The sequence below is a fragment of the Streptomyces coeruleoprunus genome, from assembly GCF_039542925.1.
GTDB classification, from domain to species: domain Bacteria; phylum Actinomycetota; class Actinomycetes; order Streptomycetales; family Streptomycetaceae; genus Streptomyces; species Streptomyces coeruleoprunus.
The window spans coordinates 651,020-668,577 of the sequence record NZ_BAABIT010000001.1 but is presented as its reverse complement, the minus strand read 5'-3'; the positions used below and the strand labels follow the sequence as shown (position 1 = coordinate 668,577).

15 protein-coding genes and 3 pseudogenes are annotated in these 17,558 nt (G+C 73.4%); 7 read left to right on the top strand and 11 right to left on the bottom strand.

Translation table 11 applies throughout. The annotated features are described in order from the left end of the window. The first annotated feature begins 20 nt into the window (after positions 1–20). On the top strand, positions 21–473 hold the full coding sequence (locus ABEB09_RS03205; RefSeq protein ID WP_345686872.1) for a YbhB/YbcL family Raf kinase inhibitor-like protein: 453 nt from the start codon (positions 21–23) through the stop codon (positions 471–473). 65 nt (positions 474–538) lie between these two features. Further along, complete coding sequence (locus ABEB09_RS03200; protein WP_345686870.1) at positions 539–1,315, top strand: SDR family oxidoreductase; 777 nt, start codon at positions 539–541, stop codon at positions 1,313–1,315. Between the two features lie 67 nt (positions 1,316–1,382). Here ABEB09_RS03200 and ABEB09_RS03195 read toward each other — a convergent pair whose 3' ends face one another. Then, positions 1,383–2,411: a 2-dehydropantoate 2-reductase gene (locus tag ABEB09_RS03195; RefSeq protein WP_345686868.1), complete on the bottom strand. Its 1,029-nt coding sequence runs from the start codon at positions 2,409–2,411 to the stop codon at positions 1,383–1,385. A 159-nt stretch (positions 2,412–2,570) separates the two neighbouring features. Then, complete coding sequence (gene hpnR, locus ABEB09_RS03190) at positions 2,571–4,085, bottom strand: hopanoid C-3 methylase HpnR (protein WP_345686866.1); 1,515 nt, start codon at positions 4,083–4,085, stop codon at positions 2,571–2,573. Between the two features lie 355 nt (positions 4,086–4,440). Here hpnR and ABEB09_RS03185 point away from each other — a divergent pair, with 355 nt between their 5' ends. Next, on the top strand, positions 4,441–5,406 hold the full coding sequence (locus ABEB09_RS03185) for a CAP domain-containing protein (RefSeq protein WP_345686864.1): 966 nt from the start codon (positions 4,441–4,443) through the stop codon (positions 5,404–5,406). Positions 5,407–5,467: 61 nt separating this feature from the next. Here the strand turns inward: ABEB09_RS03185 and ABEB09_RS03180 are convergent, their stop codons facing one another. Continuing rightward, positions 5,468–7,147, bottom strand: a complete 1,680-nt coding sequence (locus tag ABEB09_RS03180; protein ID WP_345686862.1) for a sigma-70 family RNA polymerase sigma factor — start codon at positions 7,145–7,147, stop codon at positions 5,468–5,470. Positions 7,148–7,347: 200 nt separating this feature from the next. Between ABEB09_RS03180 and ABEB09_RS03175 the strand changes: the two genes are divergently transcribed. Beyond that, on the top strand, positions 7,348–8,028 hold the full coding sequence (locus ABEB09_RS03175) for an SGNH/GDSL hydrolase family protein (RefSeq protein WP_345686860.1): 681 nt from the start codon (positions 7,348–7,350) through the stop codon (positions 8,026–8,028). On the opposite strand, the gene ABEB09_RS03170 is transcribed toward ABEB09_RS03175, so the two are convergent. Next, positions 7,994–8,851, bottom strand: a complete 858-nt coding sequence (locus ABEB09_RS03170) for a peptidoglycan recognition protein family protein (protein ID WP_345686858.1) — start codon at positions 8,849–8,851, stop codon at positions 7,994–7,996. The genes ABEB09_RS03175 and ABEB09_RS03170 overlap by 35 nt on opposite strands. Positions 8,852–9,049: 198 nt before the next feature. On the opposite strand from ABEB09_RS03170, the gene ABEB09_RS03165 reads away from it, so the two are divergent. Further along, on the top strand, positions 9,050–9,544 hold the full coding sequence (locus ABEB09_RS03165) for a hypothetical protein (protein ID WP_345686856.1): 495 nt from the start codon (positions 9,050–9,052) through the stop codon (positions 9,542–9,544). 142 nt (positions 9,545–9,686) lie between these two features. On the opposite strand, the gene ABEB09_RS03160 is transcribed toward ABEB09_RS03165, so the two are convergent. Next, entirely contained in the window at positions 9,687–10,109 is a 423-nt protein-coding gene (locus ABEB09_RS03160; protein WP_345686854.1) for a DUF350 domain-containing protein, read from the bottom strand. Between the two features lie 238 nt (positions 10,110–10,347). Here ABEB09_RS03160 and ABEB09_RS03155 point away from each other — a divergent pair, with 238 nt between their 5' ends. Then, positions 10,348–10,899 (top strand): DoxX family protein, encoded by a 552-nt coding sequence (locus ABEB09_RS03155; protein WP_345686852.1) that lies wholly within the window; start codon positions 10,348–10,350, stop codon positions 10,897–10,899. A gap of 471 nt (positions 10,900–11,370) precedes the next feature. On the opposite strand, the gene ABEB09_RS03150 is transcribed toward ABEB09_RS03155, so the two are convergent. The 4 genes from ABEB09_RS03150 to ABEB09_RS03135 form a co-directional block, all read right to left on the bottom strand. Then, a complete protein-coding gene (locus ABEB09_RS03150; RefSeq protein ID WP_345686850.1) occupies positions 11,371–12,636 on the bottom strand; it encodes an alpha/beta fold hydrolase in 1,266 nt (421 codons plus the stop codon). Positions 12,637–12,704: 68 nt separating this feature from the next. Then, positions 12,705–13,613, bottom strand: a complete 909-nt coding sequence (locus ABEB09_RS03145) for a dihydrodipicolinate synthase family protein (protein WP_345686848.1) — start codon at positions 13,611–13,613, stop codon at positions 12,705–12,707. Between the two features lie 173 nt (positions 13,614–13,786). Then, positions 13,787–15,028, bottom strand: coding sequence for a cytochrome P450 family protein (locus ABEB09_RS03140; protein ID WP_345686846.1), 1,242 nt, complete (start codon positions 15,026–15,028; stop codon positions 13,787–13,789). Between the two features lie 135 nt (positions 15,029–15,163). Then, a complete protein-coding gene (locus tag ABEB09_RS03135) occupies positions 15,164–16,105 on the bottom strand; it encodes an HAD-IIA family hydrolase (RefSeq protein WP_345693824.1) in 942 nt (313 codons plus the stop codon). Between the two features lie 101 nt (positions 16,106–16,206). Here ABEB09_RS03135 and ABEB09_RS03130 point away from each other — a divergent pair. Next, positions 16,207–16,296 (top strand): annotated as a pseudogene (locus tag ABEB09_RS03130) (flavoprotein); the annotation flags it as partial. A gap of 189 nt (positions 16,297–16,485) precedes the next feature. Here ABEB09_RS03130 and ABEB09_RS03125 read toward each other — a convergent pair. Both ABEB09_RS03125 and zapE read right to left on the bottom strand, forming a co-directional pair. Further along, a pseudogene (locus ABEB09_RS03125) lies at positions 16,486–16,650 on the bottom strand (cytochrome P450); the annotation flags it as partial. Positions 16,651–16,669: 19 nt separating this feature from the next. Continuing rightward, positions 16,670–17,551, bottom strand: a pseudogene (gene zapE, locus ABEB09_RS03120) (cell division protein ZapE); the annotation flags it as partial. Between the last annotated feature and the right edge of the window lie 7 nt (positions 17,552–17,558).

The window sequence follows — 17,558 nt, the reverse complement described above, 5'->3', positions numbered from 1 at the left end:
CGCCGGGTACAGCCGCGCCCATGACGGCAATCGAACTGAGCAGCCAGGCCTTCGGCGACCAGGACACCGTCCCGGTGCGCCACACCGGCGAGGGCGACGACGTGTCGCCGCCCCTGACCTGGTCGGGTGTGCCCGACGGGACGGCGGAGCTGGTCCTCCTCTGCGAGGACCCGGACGCCCCCGGTCAGACGTTCCTCCACTGGCTCGTCACCGGCGTCTCGCCCCGCACCACCGGTGTGGAGGAGGGACGGACACCGGAGGGCGGCAAGGAGTGGCCGAACGGCTTCGGGCGCACGGGCTGGTCGGGCCCCATGCCGCCACCCGGCCACGGCACGCACCGCTACTTCTTCCGCCTGTGGGCCCTGTCCGAGCCCCTCGCCCTGTCCGGACGACCGTCCGCCGACGACGTCCACCGAGCCGTGGAAGGCAAGGAGCTGGCCGCGGGAACCCTGATGGGCACCTACGAGCGATGACCCGTCGAGTATTCTCGTACGGCGTACGAAAATACTCGATGCGGAGCCCGCAGGAGGAACAGCCCATGTCCCGTACCTATCTCGTGACCGGAGCGGCGTCAGGCATAGGCCTGGCCACGACCCGGCGGCTCCGCTCCCACGGCCACACCGTCATCGGCGCCGACCTCCGGGACGCGGACATCTCCGCGGACCTCGCCACCGCTGAGGGACGTACCGAACTCGCCGAACGGGCGGCGGAGCTGAGCGGTGGACGACTCGACGCCGTCGTGGCGTGCGCCGGAGCCCTGGCCCTCGACCCCGTCACCGTCCGCGTCAACTGCTTCGGAGCCTTCGCGACCCTGGAGAACCTGCGCCCCCTGCTGGCGGCCGGTACGCGAGGGCGGGCCGTCGTCGTCTCGTCCGTGGCGGGCGTCCACGCCACCGACCCCGCCATCGTCGAGGCCGTCCTCCTGGGCGACGAAGCAGCCGCGGTGGCCGCCGCGCGGGCCGCCGTCGACCGGGGCGAGGGCCACCTCGTCTACAGCTCGTCGAAGCAGGCCGTGTCCCGCTGGGTGCGGCGCACCGCCGTGGGCGCCGAGTGGGCCGGTGCCGGCATCCCGCTCAACGCGATCGCCCCCGGAACCGTCCTGACCCCCATGATCCGACCCCTGCTCGACGATCCCGCCCTGCGCGCCGTCGTCGACACGAGCGTGCCGATGCCGCTGCACGGCCATGCCGCGGCGGACCAGGTCGCCCCACTCGTCGACTGGCTCACCGGCCCGGAGAACACCCATGTCACGGGCCAGATCGTGTACGTCGACGGGGGCGCCGACGCGGTCCTGCGGGGCGACGCCGTCTGGTGAGCCGACGCCGTCATGGCCTTCATGAGCGGCCTGCGAGCGGTCCGCACGGAACGGATCCGCCCGTCGCTCACGCCGGCCGCGTGAGCTCCGCGTACAGCTCCGGGCCCGTCCAGCGGCGGGCCCGGCCCGCGCCCGCCGCCTCAGCCTCCCGGACCAGGGCGATGAGGCGGGCGTTCACCGGGGCGGGCAGGCCGTGCCGGGCGGCCAGCGACACGATCTCGCCCTGCAGGGAGTCGATCTCCGTCGGGCGCCCGCGCTCCAGGTCCTCCCACATCGACGACCTGGCCTGGGCGTCCACCCGCAGCGACGCGGCCGCCGCCCGGCGGAACACCGCGTCCGGCAGCCGCAGCAGCAGCGGCGTCACGCGCGCGTGGACGGGCCCCAGGCGCGCCGGGGCGACCCCCTCCGCCCGGTACACGGCCAAGGCCTCTTCCTGGCACAGGGCCAGGCAACGGCGGTACGCGCGCGTGCCGAGCTGCTCGCGCAGCGGCAGCCCGGACAGGGCGTTCACCGCGTTGTTGAGGTTCATCAGCAGCTTGGCGTACCGCACGGCACGCATGTCGCCGCGCGGCTCGACCGGCAGCCCGGCCTCCCGCAGCGCGGCCACGAGCGGCCGCCCCGCCGCCGCGTCGTCGACCATCAGTGCACCCCCGGTGCCCTGATGGAACGTGCCCGGCTCCGTCTGGAGCACGTTGTACGGGACCATCCCGGCGAGCACGGCGGTGTCCGGCTGCAGGGCCGAGCGGAGCAGGTCCGGGTTGCGCAGGCCGTTCTGGAAGCTCACCACGACGGTGTGCGCGCCCAGATGGGGACCGATCGCCGCGGCGGCCTCCTCGGTGCCCCGCGACTTCACCGTCACCAGGACGTGGTCCGCGCCGGCCACGGCGGACGGCTCGCTCGACGTACGCAGCCGCTCCGGCGCCACCTCCAGCGCGGCGGGCCGTCCGCCACCCGTCAGCCGCAGCCCGTGCTCGCGTACGGCCCGCATGGCGGCAGGGCGGCCGACGAGCGTGACGTCACAGCCGGCGGCGGCCAGCGCACCGCCCAGATGGCAGCCGATGCTGCCCGCCCCGAACACGGCGATCTTCAGCGACATGCGGCCCAGTGTGACCCGCACTCACCGTCCCGTCGAGCGGCCGGTCCATAGAGGCGGCCGGTCCATTGAGCGGCCGGTCCATGTCAGCGGCTGGTCCGTTGAGCGGCCCGGCCCGTCAGTCGTCGGCCGCCGCGCTCGGATGCGTACCCCGAGGGGCCCTCACACCCCGTCCGGGTCCGGCTCGGCGGTCCGGCGGTGCAGCGGGGACGGCGGCCTGGTGTGGATGAACAGGTCCTGACGGCCGGGAGGCGTGGCCCGGTGCTTCGGGAGCGGCAGCTCGTACGCCACCGGGCGCCGGTGGTCGGCCAGTTGGCGCTCCACGTTGTACACGCGGCCGAACTTCCACAGCATGCGGGCGAAGTTCGTCTGGCCGCGCATGAGGTTCCGCCCGAGCACCCCCATCGCGCCGATGGCCGTGCGCAGCCCCAGGTGCTTGCGGTTGAGGACGGCCTGGGTGCGAACCAGTTCCCGGTAGAAGTCCTCGAGCGGGAGCTTCGTCGGCACGACCGCGTGCTGGATGTCGAACAGCCGGTAGTCCCTGGTCGTGAGCTGCCTGGACTCCGTGTGCCAGATCTCCGTACCCGGATAGGGCGTCATCACCGTCAGGTGCACGATCTCCGGCACGGCGAGCGCGAACTCCCGTACGAGACGGAAGCGCTCCTCGTCCCAGGCGGGGTCGACGATCAGGTTGATGGCGACCATGATGCCCATACGCCGGGCCACTTCGAGCGCCCGGAAGTTGTCGTCCGGGCTGACCCGCTTGCGGTAGAGGTCGAGCCCTTCGGCGTCGATGGCCTCCATGCCCAGGAACATGTACTGCAGGCCCAGCCGCGTCCACCGCTGGAACACCTCCTGGTTGCGCAGCAGGACGTCACTGCGCGTCTCCAGGTAATACCGCTTGCGGATACGCCGCTTCTCCAGCTCCGCGGCGATCCCGTCGCCGTGCTCGGGGCGGATGAAGGCCACGTCGTCGACGATGAAGACGTTCGGCTCGCGGATCGACGCCATCTCGTCCGCGGCCGCCTCGGGCGACGCCTTGCGGTAGCTGCGCCCGTAGAACGTCCACGCGGAACAGAACGAGCAGTCCCAAGGACAGCCGCGGGTGAACTCGATCGACGCGCACGGATCGAGTTCGCCGATGAAGTAGCGGTTCCGCTTGCGCATGAGGTCGCGCGCCGGGCGCGGGTGGTCGAGGCTGTCCAGGAGCCGGGGCGCAGGCCCCCGCCCCTCCGCGGAGACCACGCCGGGCACCGTGGTCAGGCCGCCGTCGCGGGCCGCCTCCAGCAGCGGGGGCACCGCCGGTTCGCCCTCACCCCGTACGACGGCGTCGACGGCGCCCTGCGCCTGCTCCAGCACGTGTTCGGCGATGAACGAGACGCTGTGGCCGCCGAAGAACACGAAGCACCCCGGCGACGCCTGCTTGGCGTACCGGGCGATCTCGATCGCCTCGGGGATGTTCGCCAGGTAGTTGAGCGAGATGCCCAGCGCCTCGGGTGCGAACGAGCGCAGTTCGGCGTCGAGCACCGAGCGGGGCAGCACCTGGAGGTCCACCACCCGCACCTCGTGGCCGGCGTCCCGGGCCGCTGCCGCCACCCGCTCCAGCCCCAGCGGCTCCAGCCGCAGGAAGATCTCCGAGTACATCAGGGCGCTCGGGTGGACGAGCATCACGCGCATCTGAATCTCCAGCCGCCGACGGCAGAACGCTCGGTTTGCGCAGTTCTGCGTGTTCTCCCCTTTCTGCCTGGTTCATCGCGTCCAGCGGGGGAGGCACGCCGCCGCGTCGCCGTGATCCGCCGCGCCACGGCCTCCTCCCGGTGGACGACGGCCGTACGGGCCCCAGCGTGACCCACGCGCGCGTGCACCGCACGCCCGGAAGGCCCACAGGGGGCACCGGCGTTTCCCGCCCCCGCCGGTACGGAAGTCTTTTCTTCGCGAGAATCACCAGAAAGTGTTGTCGACGTCGCTGCGCCTGATCTCCCTAGTGCCGGACCACCCGGCCCCCGTTGCAGGAAGAGAGAGCGGAGTCCCCGTGCAGCACCACCCCTTCGACGAACCCGGACAGGACCAGCAGCAGGACGGCCGTCCCCGGGGGCGGCACCGGACCGGCCGCCGCGCGGCGGCCGCACCGGCGGGAGCGCCGCGACGGCACGCCAAGCGGCGGTGGACCTACCAGGGCATAGGCACCGTCGTCGCGGGCGCTGTGGCCGTCGCCGCCGTGGCGACCGGCACCCTGGTCCTCGGCGGCACCGACTCGGGCATCCTGGCCACCGGGACGGACGCCCCCACCCATCCCGGCGGCCACGACCGCACCAGGAACGGAGGCGGAAGCGGGAACGGAAGCGGAACGCCCACACCTGAGGCAGGCCGGCCCACCCAGGGAACCCTCCTCAAAGAGCCCTCCCCGAACGCCTCGGCCTCCTCCTCCGGGGCCGCCCCCAGCGGTACGTCGACGGCCACACCGACCGCCGGCGCCACGGCCACCGGCAGCGCCCCGGCCACCGCCTCACCCACCGCGCGACGGGCCACCACCGGGGCGGCCGCCCCCACGAAGCGTCCCGTCCCGCCGAAGACCCGGCCCACGCCGCAGCCCGGCGCCGCCGGGGGAGCCGCAGGCGAGTACGTGCGGAGCGTCGTCGCCCTGGCCAACGCCGAACGCGCCAAGGCCGGCTGCTCCCCCCTCCGCGTCAACAGCAGCCTCCAGGCGGCCGCCCAGCGCCACGCGGACGACATGGCCGCCCGCAACTACTACGAGCACGACTCGCCGGAGGGCCGCAACGCCGGCGACCGCATGCAGGCGGCGGGCTACCGCTGGCGCACCTGGGGCGAGAACATCCACCGGGGTCCCAAGGCGCCCGCCGCGGCGATGCGGGACTGGATGAGCAGCCCCGGGCACCGCGAGAACATCCTGAACTGCAAGTTCAAGGACATCGGCGTGGGGGTCAACCTCCGTGCCAACGGCCCCTGGTGGGTGCAGAACTTCGGCACGGCGGGCTGAGGGGAGGCTTCTGGGCGCCCCGGCGTACGGGTCCCGGCCGGGCTTCGGTGCCCGGCCGGGCTCACATGGGTCCGGCCAGGGTCTGGACCCACACCGTCCCGTCCGGCCCCGGCACGGCGGCCACGCCCGTGTCCCGGTACTGGCAGCCCAGCATGTTCTCCTCGTGGACCGAGCCGTCCATCCAGTCGTCGACCACCGACCGCGGCTCCCGTGGACCGTGGTGCAGGTTCTCGGCCCACGCCCCCACCTCGTACCCCGCGTCGGCCATCCGCGCGTCGGCGTGCCGGCCCTCCGGGTCGGCATGGGCGAAGTACCGGCGCGTCACCATGTCCCGGGCGTGCGCGCGTGCCGCAGCGGTGAGCCGCGGGTCGACCCGCAGCGGGCCACAACCCGCCTCCGCGCGCCGGGCGTTCACCAGGTCGGTGACGCGCTGCTCCACACTGGGCTCCGCCGCGGGCGGCCGGTCCGGCGACGCGGACGGCGATTCCGGCGGGGACGCGGACGGCGTCGGCTTCGGCGATGCGGACACGGAGCCGGGCGAGGTCGACGAGGCAGTGGGGGCCACCTCAGGCGACGATGTCGTGGCGGGCGGGGCCGCCGACGGCGCGGCGCCGGGGGAGAGGGCGCGCGGGGCGGTCGGCGCCTGCTCCACCGGCCACAGGAACGCCAGCAGGACACCGAGCGCGGCGGTCCCCCCGAGGACCGCGCCCGCACGCCACCGCGGTGACGTACGGCTCACGGCCGCGTCGCTCTGCGCGCCACTTGGCGGTTCGCTGCCCTGCGCGCCACTTGGCGGTGTGGTCCCCTGCGCGCCACTCGGCGGTGCGCTGCCCTGCTGCTGCTGCTGCGCCGCACCGCTCGCCGTCGTCGGCGTCAGCTCCTGGCCCGGCCCCGTGGCCGCCGTCGGCTCCGACCCTTGCCCTTGCGCCGCCACCGGCGCCACGCCACCGGAGCCCGTGGCCGGAACGGCCGGGTAGCCGGACAGCGGGACCACCAGGGCGAGGCCGGCGAGCAGGGCCTCGGCCGGGACGAGGCCGGACCAGTGGCCGGAGCACGCCCGGCAGCCCCTCGCGTGCCGGGCGATCCGCTTGCGCCACACCGGCGCCGGACGCCCGTCCCAGTCGGCCGTCAGCCGCGTGAGCTCCCGGCAGCGCGGTTGCGCGGCGAGGGCACGCACCACCACGCGCCCGGTCTCCAACTGCTCCTTCATCCGCTGCACCCGCACCGCGGCGTGCCGGGCGGAGACCCCAAGAGCCTCCGCCAGCTCGGCCCTCGTCAGCTCCCCCGCGGCCTCCTGCCACCACAGCGCCAGCAGTCCCCGGTCGGCCTCGTCCAGCCACCGGGTCGCCTCCGCCACCTCACGGCGCTGGCCCGAAAGCCCCAGCCGCAGGATCGTCAGCTCGACGAAGTCACCTGCCGGATCCGGCCGTTCCGCCACACGCTCCAGCGACGTCACGGGCGCCTGCTGCCGGTCCGTCCAGCGCCGCCGTATCTGGTTCATGGCGATCGCGACCAGCCACGAGCGGAACCGCGACGGCTCCCTGAGCCCGCCCAGGCCGTCCAGGGCCCGGAACATGGTGTCCTGGACGACGTCGTCCACGTCCGCGTGCCCGTCGAGGGCCCTGCCCACCACGTTGTAGACGAGCGGCAGGTAGTCGGCGACGAGCCGCTCGCGCGCCGGCCCGTCCCCCGCGCGCGCCGCGCTCACCAGCTCCGGTATGTGCTCGCTGTCCCTGTGCATGCCCGCCCTGCCCCGTTTGTCTCGTACGGTCCTGTCGTTGGGAGACCCGGAAGCACCCCGTCGACAACAGAAAAGAACCGTAAGTCCCCGGCGGAGCGAAACTTTCGAAGACCGGGCACGTGCCGTCAGCCCTTGCCCGCAGCCTCGCGGGGCACCGAAACTGCGTTCACACTGAAACCGTCCGGCATCCCGGAGACCCCATGCAGCAGCCGCACTTCCCGGCCGGATCGCACATCCTCTTCCAGGGCGACTCCATCACCGACGGAGGCCGTCTCCGCTACCCCGGCCCCCACGCCGACACCAACGCCGCCCTCGGGCACAGCTACGTGTACCTGATCGCGGCCCGGGCGGCCGCCCAGGCGCCCGGTCACCGCTGGAGGTTCACGAACCGCGGTGTGAGCGGTGACAAGGTCACCGAGCTGGCCGCCCGCTGGCGGACCGACACGCTCGACCTGGCCCCCGACGTGCTCTCCGTCCTCATAGGCGTCAACGACGCCTGGCGGGTGGTCGACGGGGAGTCGGGCGACATGGACGCGGACGGCTTCCGCGCCGCGTACGACGCGCTGCTCACCCGCACCCGCGAGGCCCTGCCCGCCCTGCGGATCGTGCTGTGCGAGCCGTTCTGCCTGCCCACCGGCACCGACGACTCCTTCGACGAGGCCCTGGCCGCCCAGGTGCTGATCCGGCAGAAGATCGTCGCCGAGCTCGCCGCGGCGCACCGGACCGAATTCCTGCGGCTCCAGCCTGTGTTCGACGACGCCGCGCGCCGCGCCCCCGCCGCCCACTGGATCCACGACGGCGTCCACCCGACCCACGCCGGCAACCAGCTCCTCGCCGACAGCTGGCTCAGCGCCGTTGCATCCGCGCGGCCCGGGCGCTGATGTCGGGAAGCCTCGCGTAGAGCGCGGCGCCGGGGCAGCGCGTCGCATAGCCGTCCGTGTGCCCGCCGACCACCGGCAGCACGGCCGTCGTGCCCTCCGGGAAGCGCGACTCGTCGTTCGTCGAGACCAGCGCGACCGTCCCGCGCGGATCCGGCCCTCGCGGGTCGAGCTTCCAGGCGACGAGCCGGGCGATCGCGTCCAGCATCGGCTCCGGTACGCGCGTGCCCTCGGTGAACGTGCCGATCGCGGCGATGCCGACCGTCCCCTCGTTGAACCCCTTGGTGTGCGCGCCGATCACCGGTCGGTCGACGCCCCCCGCCCGGCCCTCGTAGATGGTGCCGCACGCGTCGACGAGGAAGTTGTAGCCGATGTCGTCCCAGTGGCGGCCGTAGGTGTGGCCCGCGTACAGATTGCGCAGGAGCCGGGGGATCGAGGCGCAGTCGTAGTCGTTCGGGGTGCTGGTGTGATGGATGACGGCGGCCTTCACCGTCGGCGCGTACCGGGCGCCGGGCGCCGTCGACACGGTCTCGGCCTTCCACGCGGTACGGGGCACGATGACGGGCCGCGGACCCCGGTGACGCCCGTTGCCCGCGGGTGCCTGGCGCGTGGACGGCGCCGCGGTGGTGCGGTGCTGCGGGGTCGACGGGCCGATGAGGAGGTACGTCCCGGAGAGGACGACGAGCGCCGCGACGGCGGCGGTGGTACGGGGGGCACCGGTACGGGCTCCACGGGGCCCAGTGGCTCCACGGGGCCTACGGCCGCCGGACGGGAAGAACGACAGTGACCGGTGCCAGGGGCGGTGCGGGTGCGGCGGCAGACGCATGTGCCACGCCTCCTCCACGCCTCCTGTGCCCCTCCGATCGCTGTCGGCACCATCGTGACCAGTCGGTCCGTCCCGCGCCTTCCGGAGTGCTCCGTACGGAGACGGGTGCGGCACGCGATTGTCAGTGGCGGGTCCTACGGTTGCAGCAGTGGGATCCGCGGGGTGAGGTGCGGGTCCGGTGACAGGGAGGGGTCTGTCATGGCCGGGGTGCCGGGAGGCGAAGCAGGGGCGTTCGAGGCGGCCACCGGGGACGGCGCGTGGCCGCCGCGGGGTACGGCGGGGGAGCGGCGGGCGGCCGAGGTGCGGGTGGCGTTCGAGGGGATGCTCCAGATCCGCCGGCTGACGGCCACGAAGGGCGGCGGCGACCCCGAGGCGGTGCCCGCCGTGTGGGAGCGCAACAGACCGGTGCGGGCGGTCGCCCTGGTCCTGGAGTCGGCCGGATTCCCACCGTCGGGCGTCGACGCGGAGGGGCGGCGTACGGCGACGGGTTACCGCGTGGGCCCGGGTGAACGTGCCGGCTCGGCACGGGTGGAGTGGCTGGGCCCGCCGGGCGGCGGCGCCGCCCAGGAGGAGGACACCGCCCTGACCGAGTGCGCCCGTGCCCTGGAACGCCTGGGCTGGGAGGCCCTGCTCTACCGGGGCCCGCGCAGACGCCGCTTCCTGGAGGTCGAGGCGATGGACGTCGCGCCCTGAGGGCGGGGCGATAGACGTGCGCCCTGAGGGCGGGGCGATACACGTTGCGCCCCGAGGCCGGGGGCGTTCACGGCGACGCCGGGGCTACCGGGCCGGGGCCGACGGGGGAGCAGGGGCGCGCGCCCGCCGGCACCCGCTGCCGTCAGGCGATGGACGCCGACACGATCGCCGACACCGCGATGTTGCAGGAGGCCGTCACCCAGACCGCCGGATGCGGCTCCGGCTCGACCAGCTGGGCGCCCAGACGGCCGGGCGTGACCAGGTCCACCACGAGGAACGCCACGGCCATCATCACCAGGCCCAGCACACCGAACGCCGCCGTGGACACCAGGCCCTTGCCGAAGTCCTCGTACGTCGTCCAGATGGAGGTGAACACGATGCCGCCGATGCCGAGCAGCGCCGAACTCAGCAGGATGGCCCCGTTGCGGTTGCGCTGCTCCCAGATCAGCCGGCGCAGATTGCCGGGTGTCAGCACGTCGACCAGGACTATGCCGAGAATGAGCAGGACCAGGCCCAGGCCGCCGTAGGCGGCGGCCCGGCCCATCCCGTTGACGATGTCGGTCATTGAGAGCCGGCTCCCCGTGTTGGTGTCAAAGGCGATCGTGAGTGATCACGGCCGAAAGGCGACGCAAATCTAGCGCACGGTCCGCCGCCCGTCGGCCGGCCGGTCGGCAGGACCGCCGTAACCCGAATGGGCCCCACCACGCGGCGGGCCCGGCCCGCCCACGCGCACAGTGGAACGGCACGCCGAACGCTCGACGCGGAACACAAGCCTCCGCAGTCATGACGCCGGGAGGTCTCCCGTGAGACGCACCGTCCGACGCGATGTGGGCCTGCTCGTGCTGCGGGTGGGTGCGGGAGCGGTCCTCGCCGCGCACGGGACCCAGAAGTTGTTCGGGTGGTTCGGGGGCGGTGGTGTCGAGGGCACGTCCAAGGCCATGGAGGCGATGGGTTTCCGCCCCGGCCGACACAGCGCCGTCGCGGCGGGGCTGGGGGAGGCCGGCGGCGGGACGCTGCTCGCCCTGGGCCTGGCCACACCGGCCGCCGGCGCCATGGCGGCCGGCGCGATGGCCGGGGCCGTCTCGGTGCACGTGCCCGCCGGGTTCTTCAACCAGTCGGGCGGCTTCGAGTATCCGGCGTTCCTGGGGTTCACCGCCGCGGCCCTCGGGCTGGCGGGGCCCGGGCGATATTCGCTGGACCATCTCACGGGCCACCGTTTCGACCAGCCGTGGACCCTGATCGCGGCCTTCGTCGGCTCGGCGGCCGCCGCGGCGGCCGTCATCGGCAAGCGCGCCATCGACCAGGCGACCGAGGAGGAGCCGGACTCCGGCCCCGGCGGGGCACCGTCACCCTGACGTGCCATCGGCGAGACCGCATCGCCCCGACCATTCGTCGGGGGACGCGGCGTCGCCCAGAGGAGTCGTCGGTGAGACCGCGACGCACTGACGTGCCGCCGGCCTGAGGGGCCGTCCGCAGGCCCGCCTTCCACCGGTCCGCAGGCCGTCGTGCGCCTCCGCAGGCCGCCGTGCACAGGCCGTCGGCCTGATTCGCCCTCTGCCGAGGGCCGGGAACAGCACTCGGACCGCGCCGGACCTGACGGCCCCGGCCGGGCACGGCCCTCGGGCAGGCGGCCCCCGCCAGGGCGGCGCCCTGCCAGGAGGCGCCCCGCCAGGCGATCCCACCCCGCCAGGCGGCCCCCGGCCAGACGGACCCCCGCCAGGCGGCCCCCGCCAGGGCGGCGCCGGGCCAGGCGGCGCCGGCCAGGCGGTCCACCGGCCAGGCGGTCCCACCGCACCAGGGGGTCCCACCGCACCAGGCGGCCCCCGTCAGGCGCGGCCCGTCGCCAGGTCCATCAGGCGGGACAGGACACGGCCGCCCGAGGAGGTGAGGCCGTCGTGCTCCCACTCGTTGGTGACCCACACCCGGGCGTTGCCGATGTCCCGGGCGGTGCGCAGCGAGAGACCGGCGTCCACGTACATGTCGTCGTGGTAGACGACCGCGGCGAGCGGAACCGTATTGGCGGCGAGGCGGGCCGGGTCGTACAGGGGCGGCCAGTCGCTCTTCGCGGCGAGCAGGTCGGCGGCGTCCGCGAACGGGCGCAGGCCCGTGATCGTGCGGAACATCCAGGGGTAGATCATTTCGCCGGTGAACAGCAACGGGTCGGCGTCGTCGGCGAACGCCGGGTGGCAGGTCAGAGCGCGGGCCGCCGCCCAGCCGGTGGGGCCGGCGCCCTGGCCGTAGATCGTCTCCTGCATGACCGCGAACAGGGGGTCGTCCGTGAACGCGGTCAGTCGCGCCACTTGGTGGAGGAATGTGTCCGTCAACTCTCCATGGGAGTCAAGGGATTCGTCGAGCAGCCAGTGGACCCGCTCGAAGCCGTCGCCCATGCCGAGGGCCAGCCCGAGGCTGCGCAGCCGGCCGACGGTGAGGCGGTCGCCTCCGGGGAGGCGGACGTCGCCGGCCTCCAGCAGGTCGGCGATCCGGCGGACCGTCACGGCATCCTGCGGGTAGCGCGCGTAGTGCTCCAGGACCCGGTCGCGGACACGCGGGTAGGTGCGGGCGTACACGTCGTCGGCGGTGGCGGTCAGCCCCGGCAGGCCACCCGCGACGTAGCAGGCGCGCAGGCCGTGCGGAGCGCGTGAGAGGTAGGTGAGGGTGAGGAAACCGCCGTAGCTCTGGCCGAGGGTCTCCCAGGGTTCGTCGCCGCACAGCTCACGGCGTATCAGCTCCGCGTCCGCGACGATCGAGTCGGCGCGGAAGTGGGTCAGATACGCCGCGAGCCGGGACGCGTCGCCGATGCGTGCCGCCGCGCGGGCCGTCACCGGCGTTGAGCGGCCGGTGCCTCGCTGGTCCATCAGCATGACCCGGTGGGTCCGGAGCGCCCGGTCCAGCCAGCCCGGCGAACCGGCCGACGGACGGGGCGACTTGCCGCCCGGGCCGCCCTGCAGATACAGCAGCCAGGGCAGTTTCTCGCCGATCCTGGCGGGGTCGGCGACCTCGCGGGCGAAGACCTCGATGGCCGGGCCGTCGGGGGACGAGTGGTCGAGCGGTACCGAGAAGACGTGATCGACCGTCGCGTACGCGGGGTTCATGGATCCCTTTCAGCCTGTGGGCACGGCGGCGTGGGACTGCGGGTTACGGGCGCGTGGGTGACGGAACCTCAGTCGAGGCCTTCGGCGAGGGCCTTCTCGGTGGCCGCGCGGACGATGGCGGCCTGGGTGTCGCCGAGCGGGGCGCGCGGCGGACGGGTGGGGCCGCCGGGACGGCCGGCGATGTCCATGGACAGCTTGATGGCCTGGACGAACTCGGGCTTGGAGTCCCACCGCAGCAGCGGGTGCAGCGCCTTGTACAGCGGCAGGGCGAGGTCGAGGTCCTGGCCCACGGCCGCCCGGTACAGGGCCGCGCACGCGCCGGGCAGGGCGTTGGGGTAACCGGCGATCCACCCCACCGCCCCGGCCAGCGCCAGCTCCAGCAGCACGTCGTCCGCGCCGATCAGCAGGTCCAGCTCCGGCGCGAGTTCGGCGATCTCGTACGCCCGGCGCACGTCCCCGCTGAACTCCTTCACCGCCACGATGTGCCCCTCGCCGTGCAGCCGCGCCAGCAGCTGAGGCGTCAGGTCCACCCGCGTGTCGTAAGGGTTGTTGTACGCCACCACGGGCACACCCGCCGCCGCGACCTCGGCATAGTGCGCCCGCACCCCGCCCTCGTCGGCACGGTAGGCGTTCGGCGGCAGCAACAGCACCGAACCACACCCCGCCTCCCCCGCCTGCTCCGCCCACCGCCGCGCCTCCGCGCTCCCGTAGGCGGCCACACCGGGCATCACACGGGCACCGTCACCGGCCGCCTCCACCGCCACCCGCACCACCCGGGCCCGCTCGGCGTCCGTCAGCGTCTGGTACTCGCCCAGCGAACCGTTGGGCACCACACCGTCACACCCCTGCGCGACCAGCCACGCCACATGCTCGGCATACGCGTCGAAATCGACGGACAGATCCTCACGCAACGGCAACGCCGTCGCGACCATGATCCCGCGCCACGGGCGGGAGGGACTCCAAGCGGTGGTGGTCATGGGAACCACACCTTTCTATGCAGTGTGACATTGCACTGACGGTGAATCGGCAGCAGCCTAGGCCAACCCGTGGCGCAGTGCTATTTCACATTGCTATGTTACAAGTCACATTCCAGCGCCCCGGGTCCAAGGAGGGGAGCCGGGGCGCCGGAATCGGACTCGGGACGTCCGCCTTACGCGGGCGTGAGACGGACGGGCAGCCGCTGGTGGCCGTTGGAGATGAGCGACGGGACCGGTTCCAGGGCGTCGGGCGCCACGGCGAGCCGTAGATCGGGGAAGCGGGTGAACAACGCGTCCAGCGCGGTGGTCGCCTCCAGCCGCGCCAGGGGCGCGCCGAGGCAGAAGTGGACGCCGTGACCGAAGGCGAGGTGTTCCGGCGACGGCCGGGTGACGTCGAAGACGTCGGCGCTCTCGCCGTGCCACTCGGGGTGGCGGTTCGCCGCCGCGTACGAGGCGAGGATGGCCTCGCCCCGGCGTATCACCGGGCCACCGGGCACCGCGATGTCCTTCACCGCGTACCGCAGCGGGAGGTGGGCCACCGCCGGTTCGTAGCGCAGCGTCTCCTCGACGACGTCCGACCACGTCGCCCGGCCCTCGCGGACGTGCGCGAGCTGGTCGGGGTGGGTCAGGAGCGCGGTGACGGCCTGGTCGAGCAGGTTGACGGTGGTCTCGTAACCGGCGCTGACCATCAGCAGGAGCGTGTCCCGGAGTTCCGTCTCGGCCAGCGGTGAGCCGTCGCCCTCCGCGTCGCGCGCGGTGATCAGCAGGGAGGTCATGTCGTCGCCCGGCTCGGCGCGCCGGACGGCGATGAGGTCGTCCAGGACCTCGTAGAGGCGTTCCGAGTTGGCGGCCGCCTGCTGGGGCGTGAGCGTCGTGTCGAAGACCGCGTCGACGAGGGCGCGGAAGTCCTGGCTCTGCTTCTCGGGCAGGCCCATCAGCCGGCTGATGACCTTGATCGGCAGCGGGTACGCGAACCGTTCGCGCAGATCGACCACCTCGCCGGGCCCGGCCGTGGCCAGGTCGTCCAGCAGCTCCTCAGTGATCTCCTCGACGCTCGGGCGCATCGCGGAGATGCGCCGGGCGCTGAACGCGGGCGCCACGAGGCGCCGGAGCCTGCGGTGGTCCGCGCCGTAGGCCGTGAACATGTTGTTCACGGCGACCCACAGGGCCAGCGGCCAGGTCTGCACGGCGGTGGGCAGTTCGGGCCAGTGGCGGTGCGCGTCCTTGGACACGTCCGGACTCGTCAACAGCTGCTTCAGTAACGCCGGGTCGGTGACGGACCACGCCCTCACGCCCAGGACGTCGACGCGGGTCACGGGCCCGCGCTCGCGCAGGGTGTGGTGTTCGGCGTGCCGTCGGGCGCCGGTGGGGTCGAGGGCGAGGGGCGGCGGAGCCTGAGACTCGGACTGAACCACGACAGGGCTCTCCTCTTCTTCCGGGAGTGCCCATTGTTCTCAACTCCGCTTGTCAGGGGCCCGAAATGCGCTGATCCCCCGGCGGACGAAGGGGAACTGGCCGAGAACGACGCACGGCCCACCGGTCCGCCCGGATCAGGAGCGCTGCCGCAGACGTTCCAGGAGAGCGGGCACGTCCGCGACGGAGTCCAGGACGTGGTCCGGAGTGCCGGACGCAGCGCGATGGGTCTCCGGCAGATACTTGCCGGTCCTGACCAGGACACCGCCGATGCCGTGCCGCTGCGCCGCCAGGACGTCCGACTCGATGTCGTCTCCCACCATCAGCGTCTCCTCGGGGCCCGCGCCCAGATGGGCCAGGGCGGTCGCGAAGAAGGAGGCCGCCGGCTTGCCGGTCACCTCGGCCTCCGTACGCGCGGCACGTTCCAGCCCGAGGAGGAAGGCCCCGGTGTCGAGCTGGAGCCCCGCGTCGGTGCGCCAGTACAGGTTGCGGTGCATCGCGACGAGCCGCGCCCCGCGCTGGAGGTGCCCGAAGGCGCGGTTCAGCGCCTCGTAGCCGAACTCGGGCCCGGCGCCCCCGACGACGACCACGTCCGGCACCGTGCCGTCGCCGGGCTCCACGAGCCGCACCCCCGCCAGGTCATCCCGTACGTCCCCGCTGTTCAGCAGCAGGCACCGGGCGCCCGGACAGTGCTCCTCCAGATACGCGGCGGTCACCGAGGGCGCGGTCAGGATGTCCTCGGCCCCGACGGGAAACCCCGCACGGGCCAGGACCTCCGCGATCGACGCCCGCGTACGGGACGTGGTGTTGGTCAGCAGCGCCAGCGGAACGCCTTCGTCCCGCAGCCGGCGCACCGCCTCCACCGCGCCCGGCAGCGGCTTCCACGACACGGTGAGCACCCCGTCGACATCGAGCAGCACAGCCCTGACCCGTCCCATGGCAAGACCGTACGCGCCCCGGCGCGCGAAACGGGGGCTCCCGCGGCCGAGACGGTGGGCTTCGCAAGATCCGTCGGAGTGATGGCGGTCATGACGGTCCGCGCCAGTGGTTGCGTACCCTGTCGGATGTCGCTGCGGCAGGGAAGCGGGAAGGCGGGACCAGCCTTCCGGCCCCGAGCCCGGCGATGCCGAGGAATCTGCACTTGACCTGCACAGACGCAGGCAGGGAGCCTAGATCCAGCTGGGGCGTCGGCGTCATAGCCACACCGCTGGGGCTCGGCTTCCTCGGCACCGAGGCGATCGAGGCCTGGACCGGCTACCCGATCCGCTCGAGGTCCGCGCTCCTGGCCGTCAGCCGGTTCTGTCCGTCCAGGGGCCGTCCGGACAGACCTTGTCCTCAGGGGCGGGTCACCGGCCCGAGCCCGGGCGAGGCTCCGCGTCCTGTCCCGGCAGCAGTCGCAGGGCGAAGACTCTCACGACCCGCGCCGGGGTGAGGATTTCGAATCCGTCACTGAGTCCGGCCGCACGGTGAACTCGCCCACCAGGGGCTTGCGGTAGTGGCTGTGCTCCGGATCGTCCATGAGGAGGAACTCCCAGGGCGGCGCCGGAGGCAGCTCGAAGTCGACCACGTTCATGAGGTCCTTGCGCGAGCTGAACCGAGGGTCGGCCAGGACCGATCGCACCAGTGTCGGCGATGCGCTGAGCGGCGTCACGGCCGGCCTCGGTGAGGTGGGGCAGAGCGGAGAGCACCCAGCGTGGATGGGCGTCGGCGAGCGCGAGGTAGTCGATGGCGGAGTTCGGCCGGTCGCACAGGTCGGCGAAGTCGAACCAGAAAAGGTCGCCCCGTACGGCGAGGGCCTCGACGGTCCCGTGGCTGACCGGCACCGGCTGCCGCTCCGCCGGCCGCGGCGGCGCCGGCGAAGGCGCCGGGCCCCGTCCGAGCGCGTCGAGGTCGCCGGTGTGCCGGACGTACCGGCCTGCGGCGAAGCCGGTGCGCTCGCGGGAGGCGGCCCCTGCGGTGCGACAGTCGGGGCCGTCGGTGAGGCCGACGACGTCCAGGGACCGTTCGAGGAGCGCGATGGTCGGCTCGAAGAGCGGGTGGAACACCGGGTTGGGCAGCAGCCCGGACGGCGGGTGGTTGGAGGTGGCCGGCAGCGTGGTGCCGCGCTCCATGAGCGTGCTGACGACCCGGCCCATCAGCATCGCGTCGCCCGCGCCGTGCACGTGGAACTCGTCGAAGTACAGGAACCGGCAGCCCCCGAGCAGTTCGGCCACGGCGAGCTCGCCGGCCCGTGACTCGTTCCGATGCCGTGCGTAGGCGGCGTGGAACTGGCGAAAGTGCAGTCGGCGTTTCTCATCCACCCGCACGGTCGCGAAGAGGGTGGCGGACAGCCAGCTCTTGCCGCGTCCGGCCGAGCCCCCCAGGTACACCCCGCGCACGGGCTCGGCGGCGGTCCGGCCGAACCAGCGCCGTCGTCCGCTCCGCTCCAGCGCCTCGCCCAGCTCGGCGAGCCGGGCGGCAACCGCTCGCTGTCCGGCGTCCAGCACCGGACCGTCCCGTTCCGCGGCCTCCTCGAACCGTTCCACCACGCCG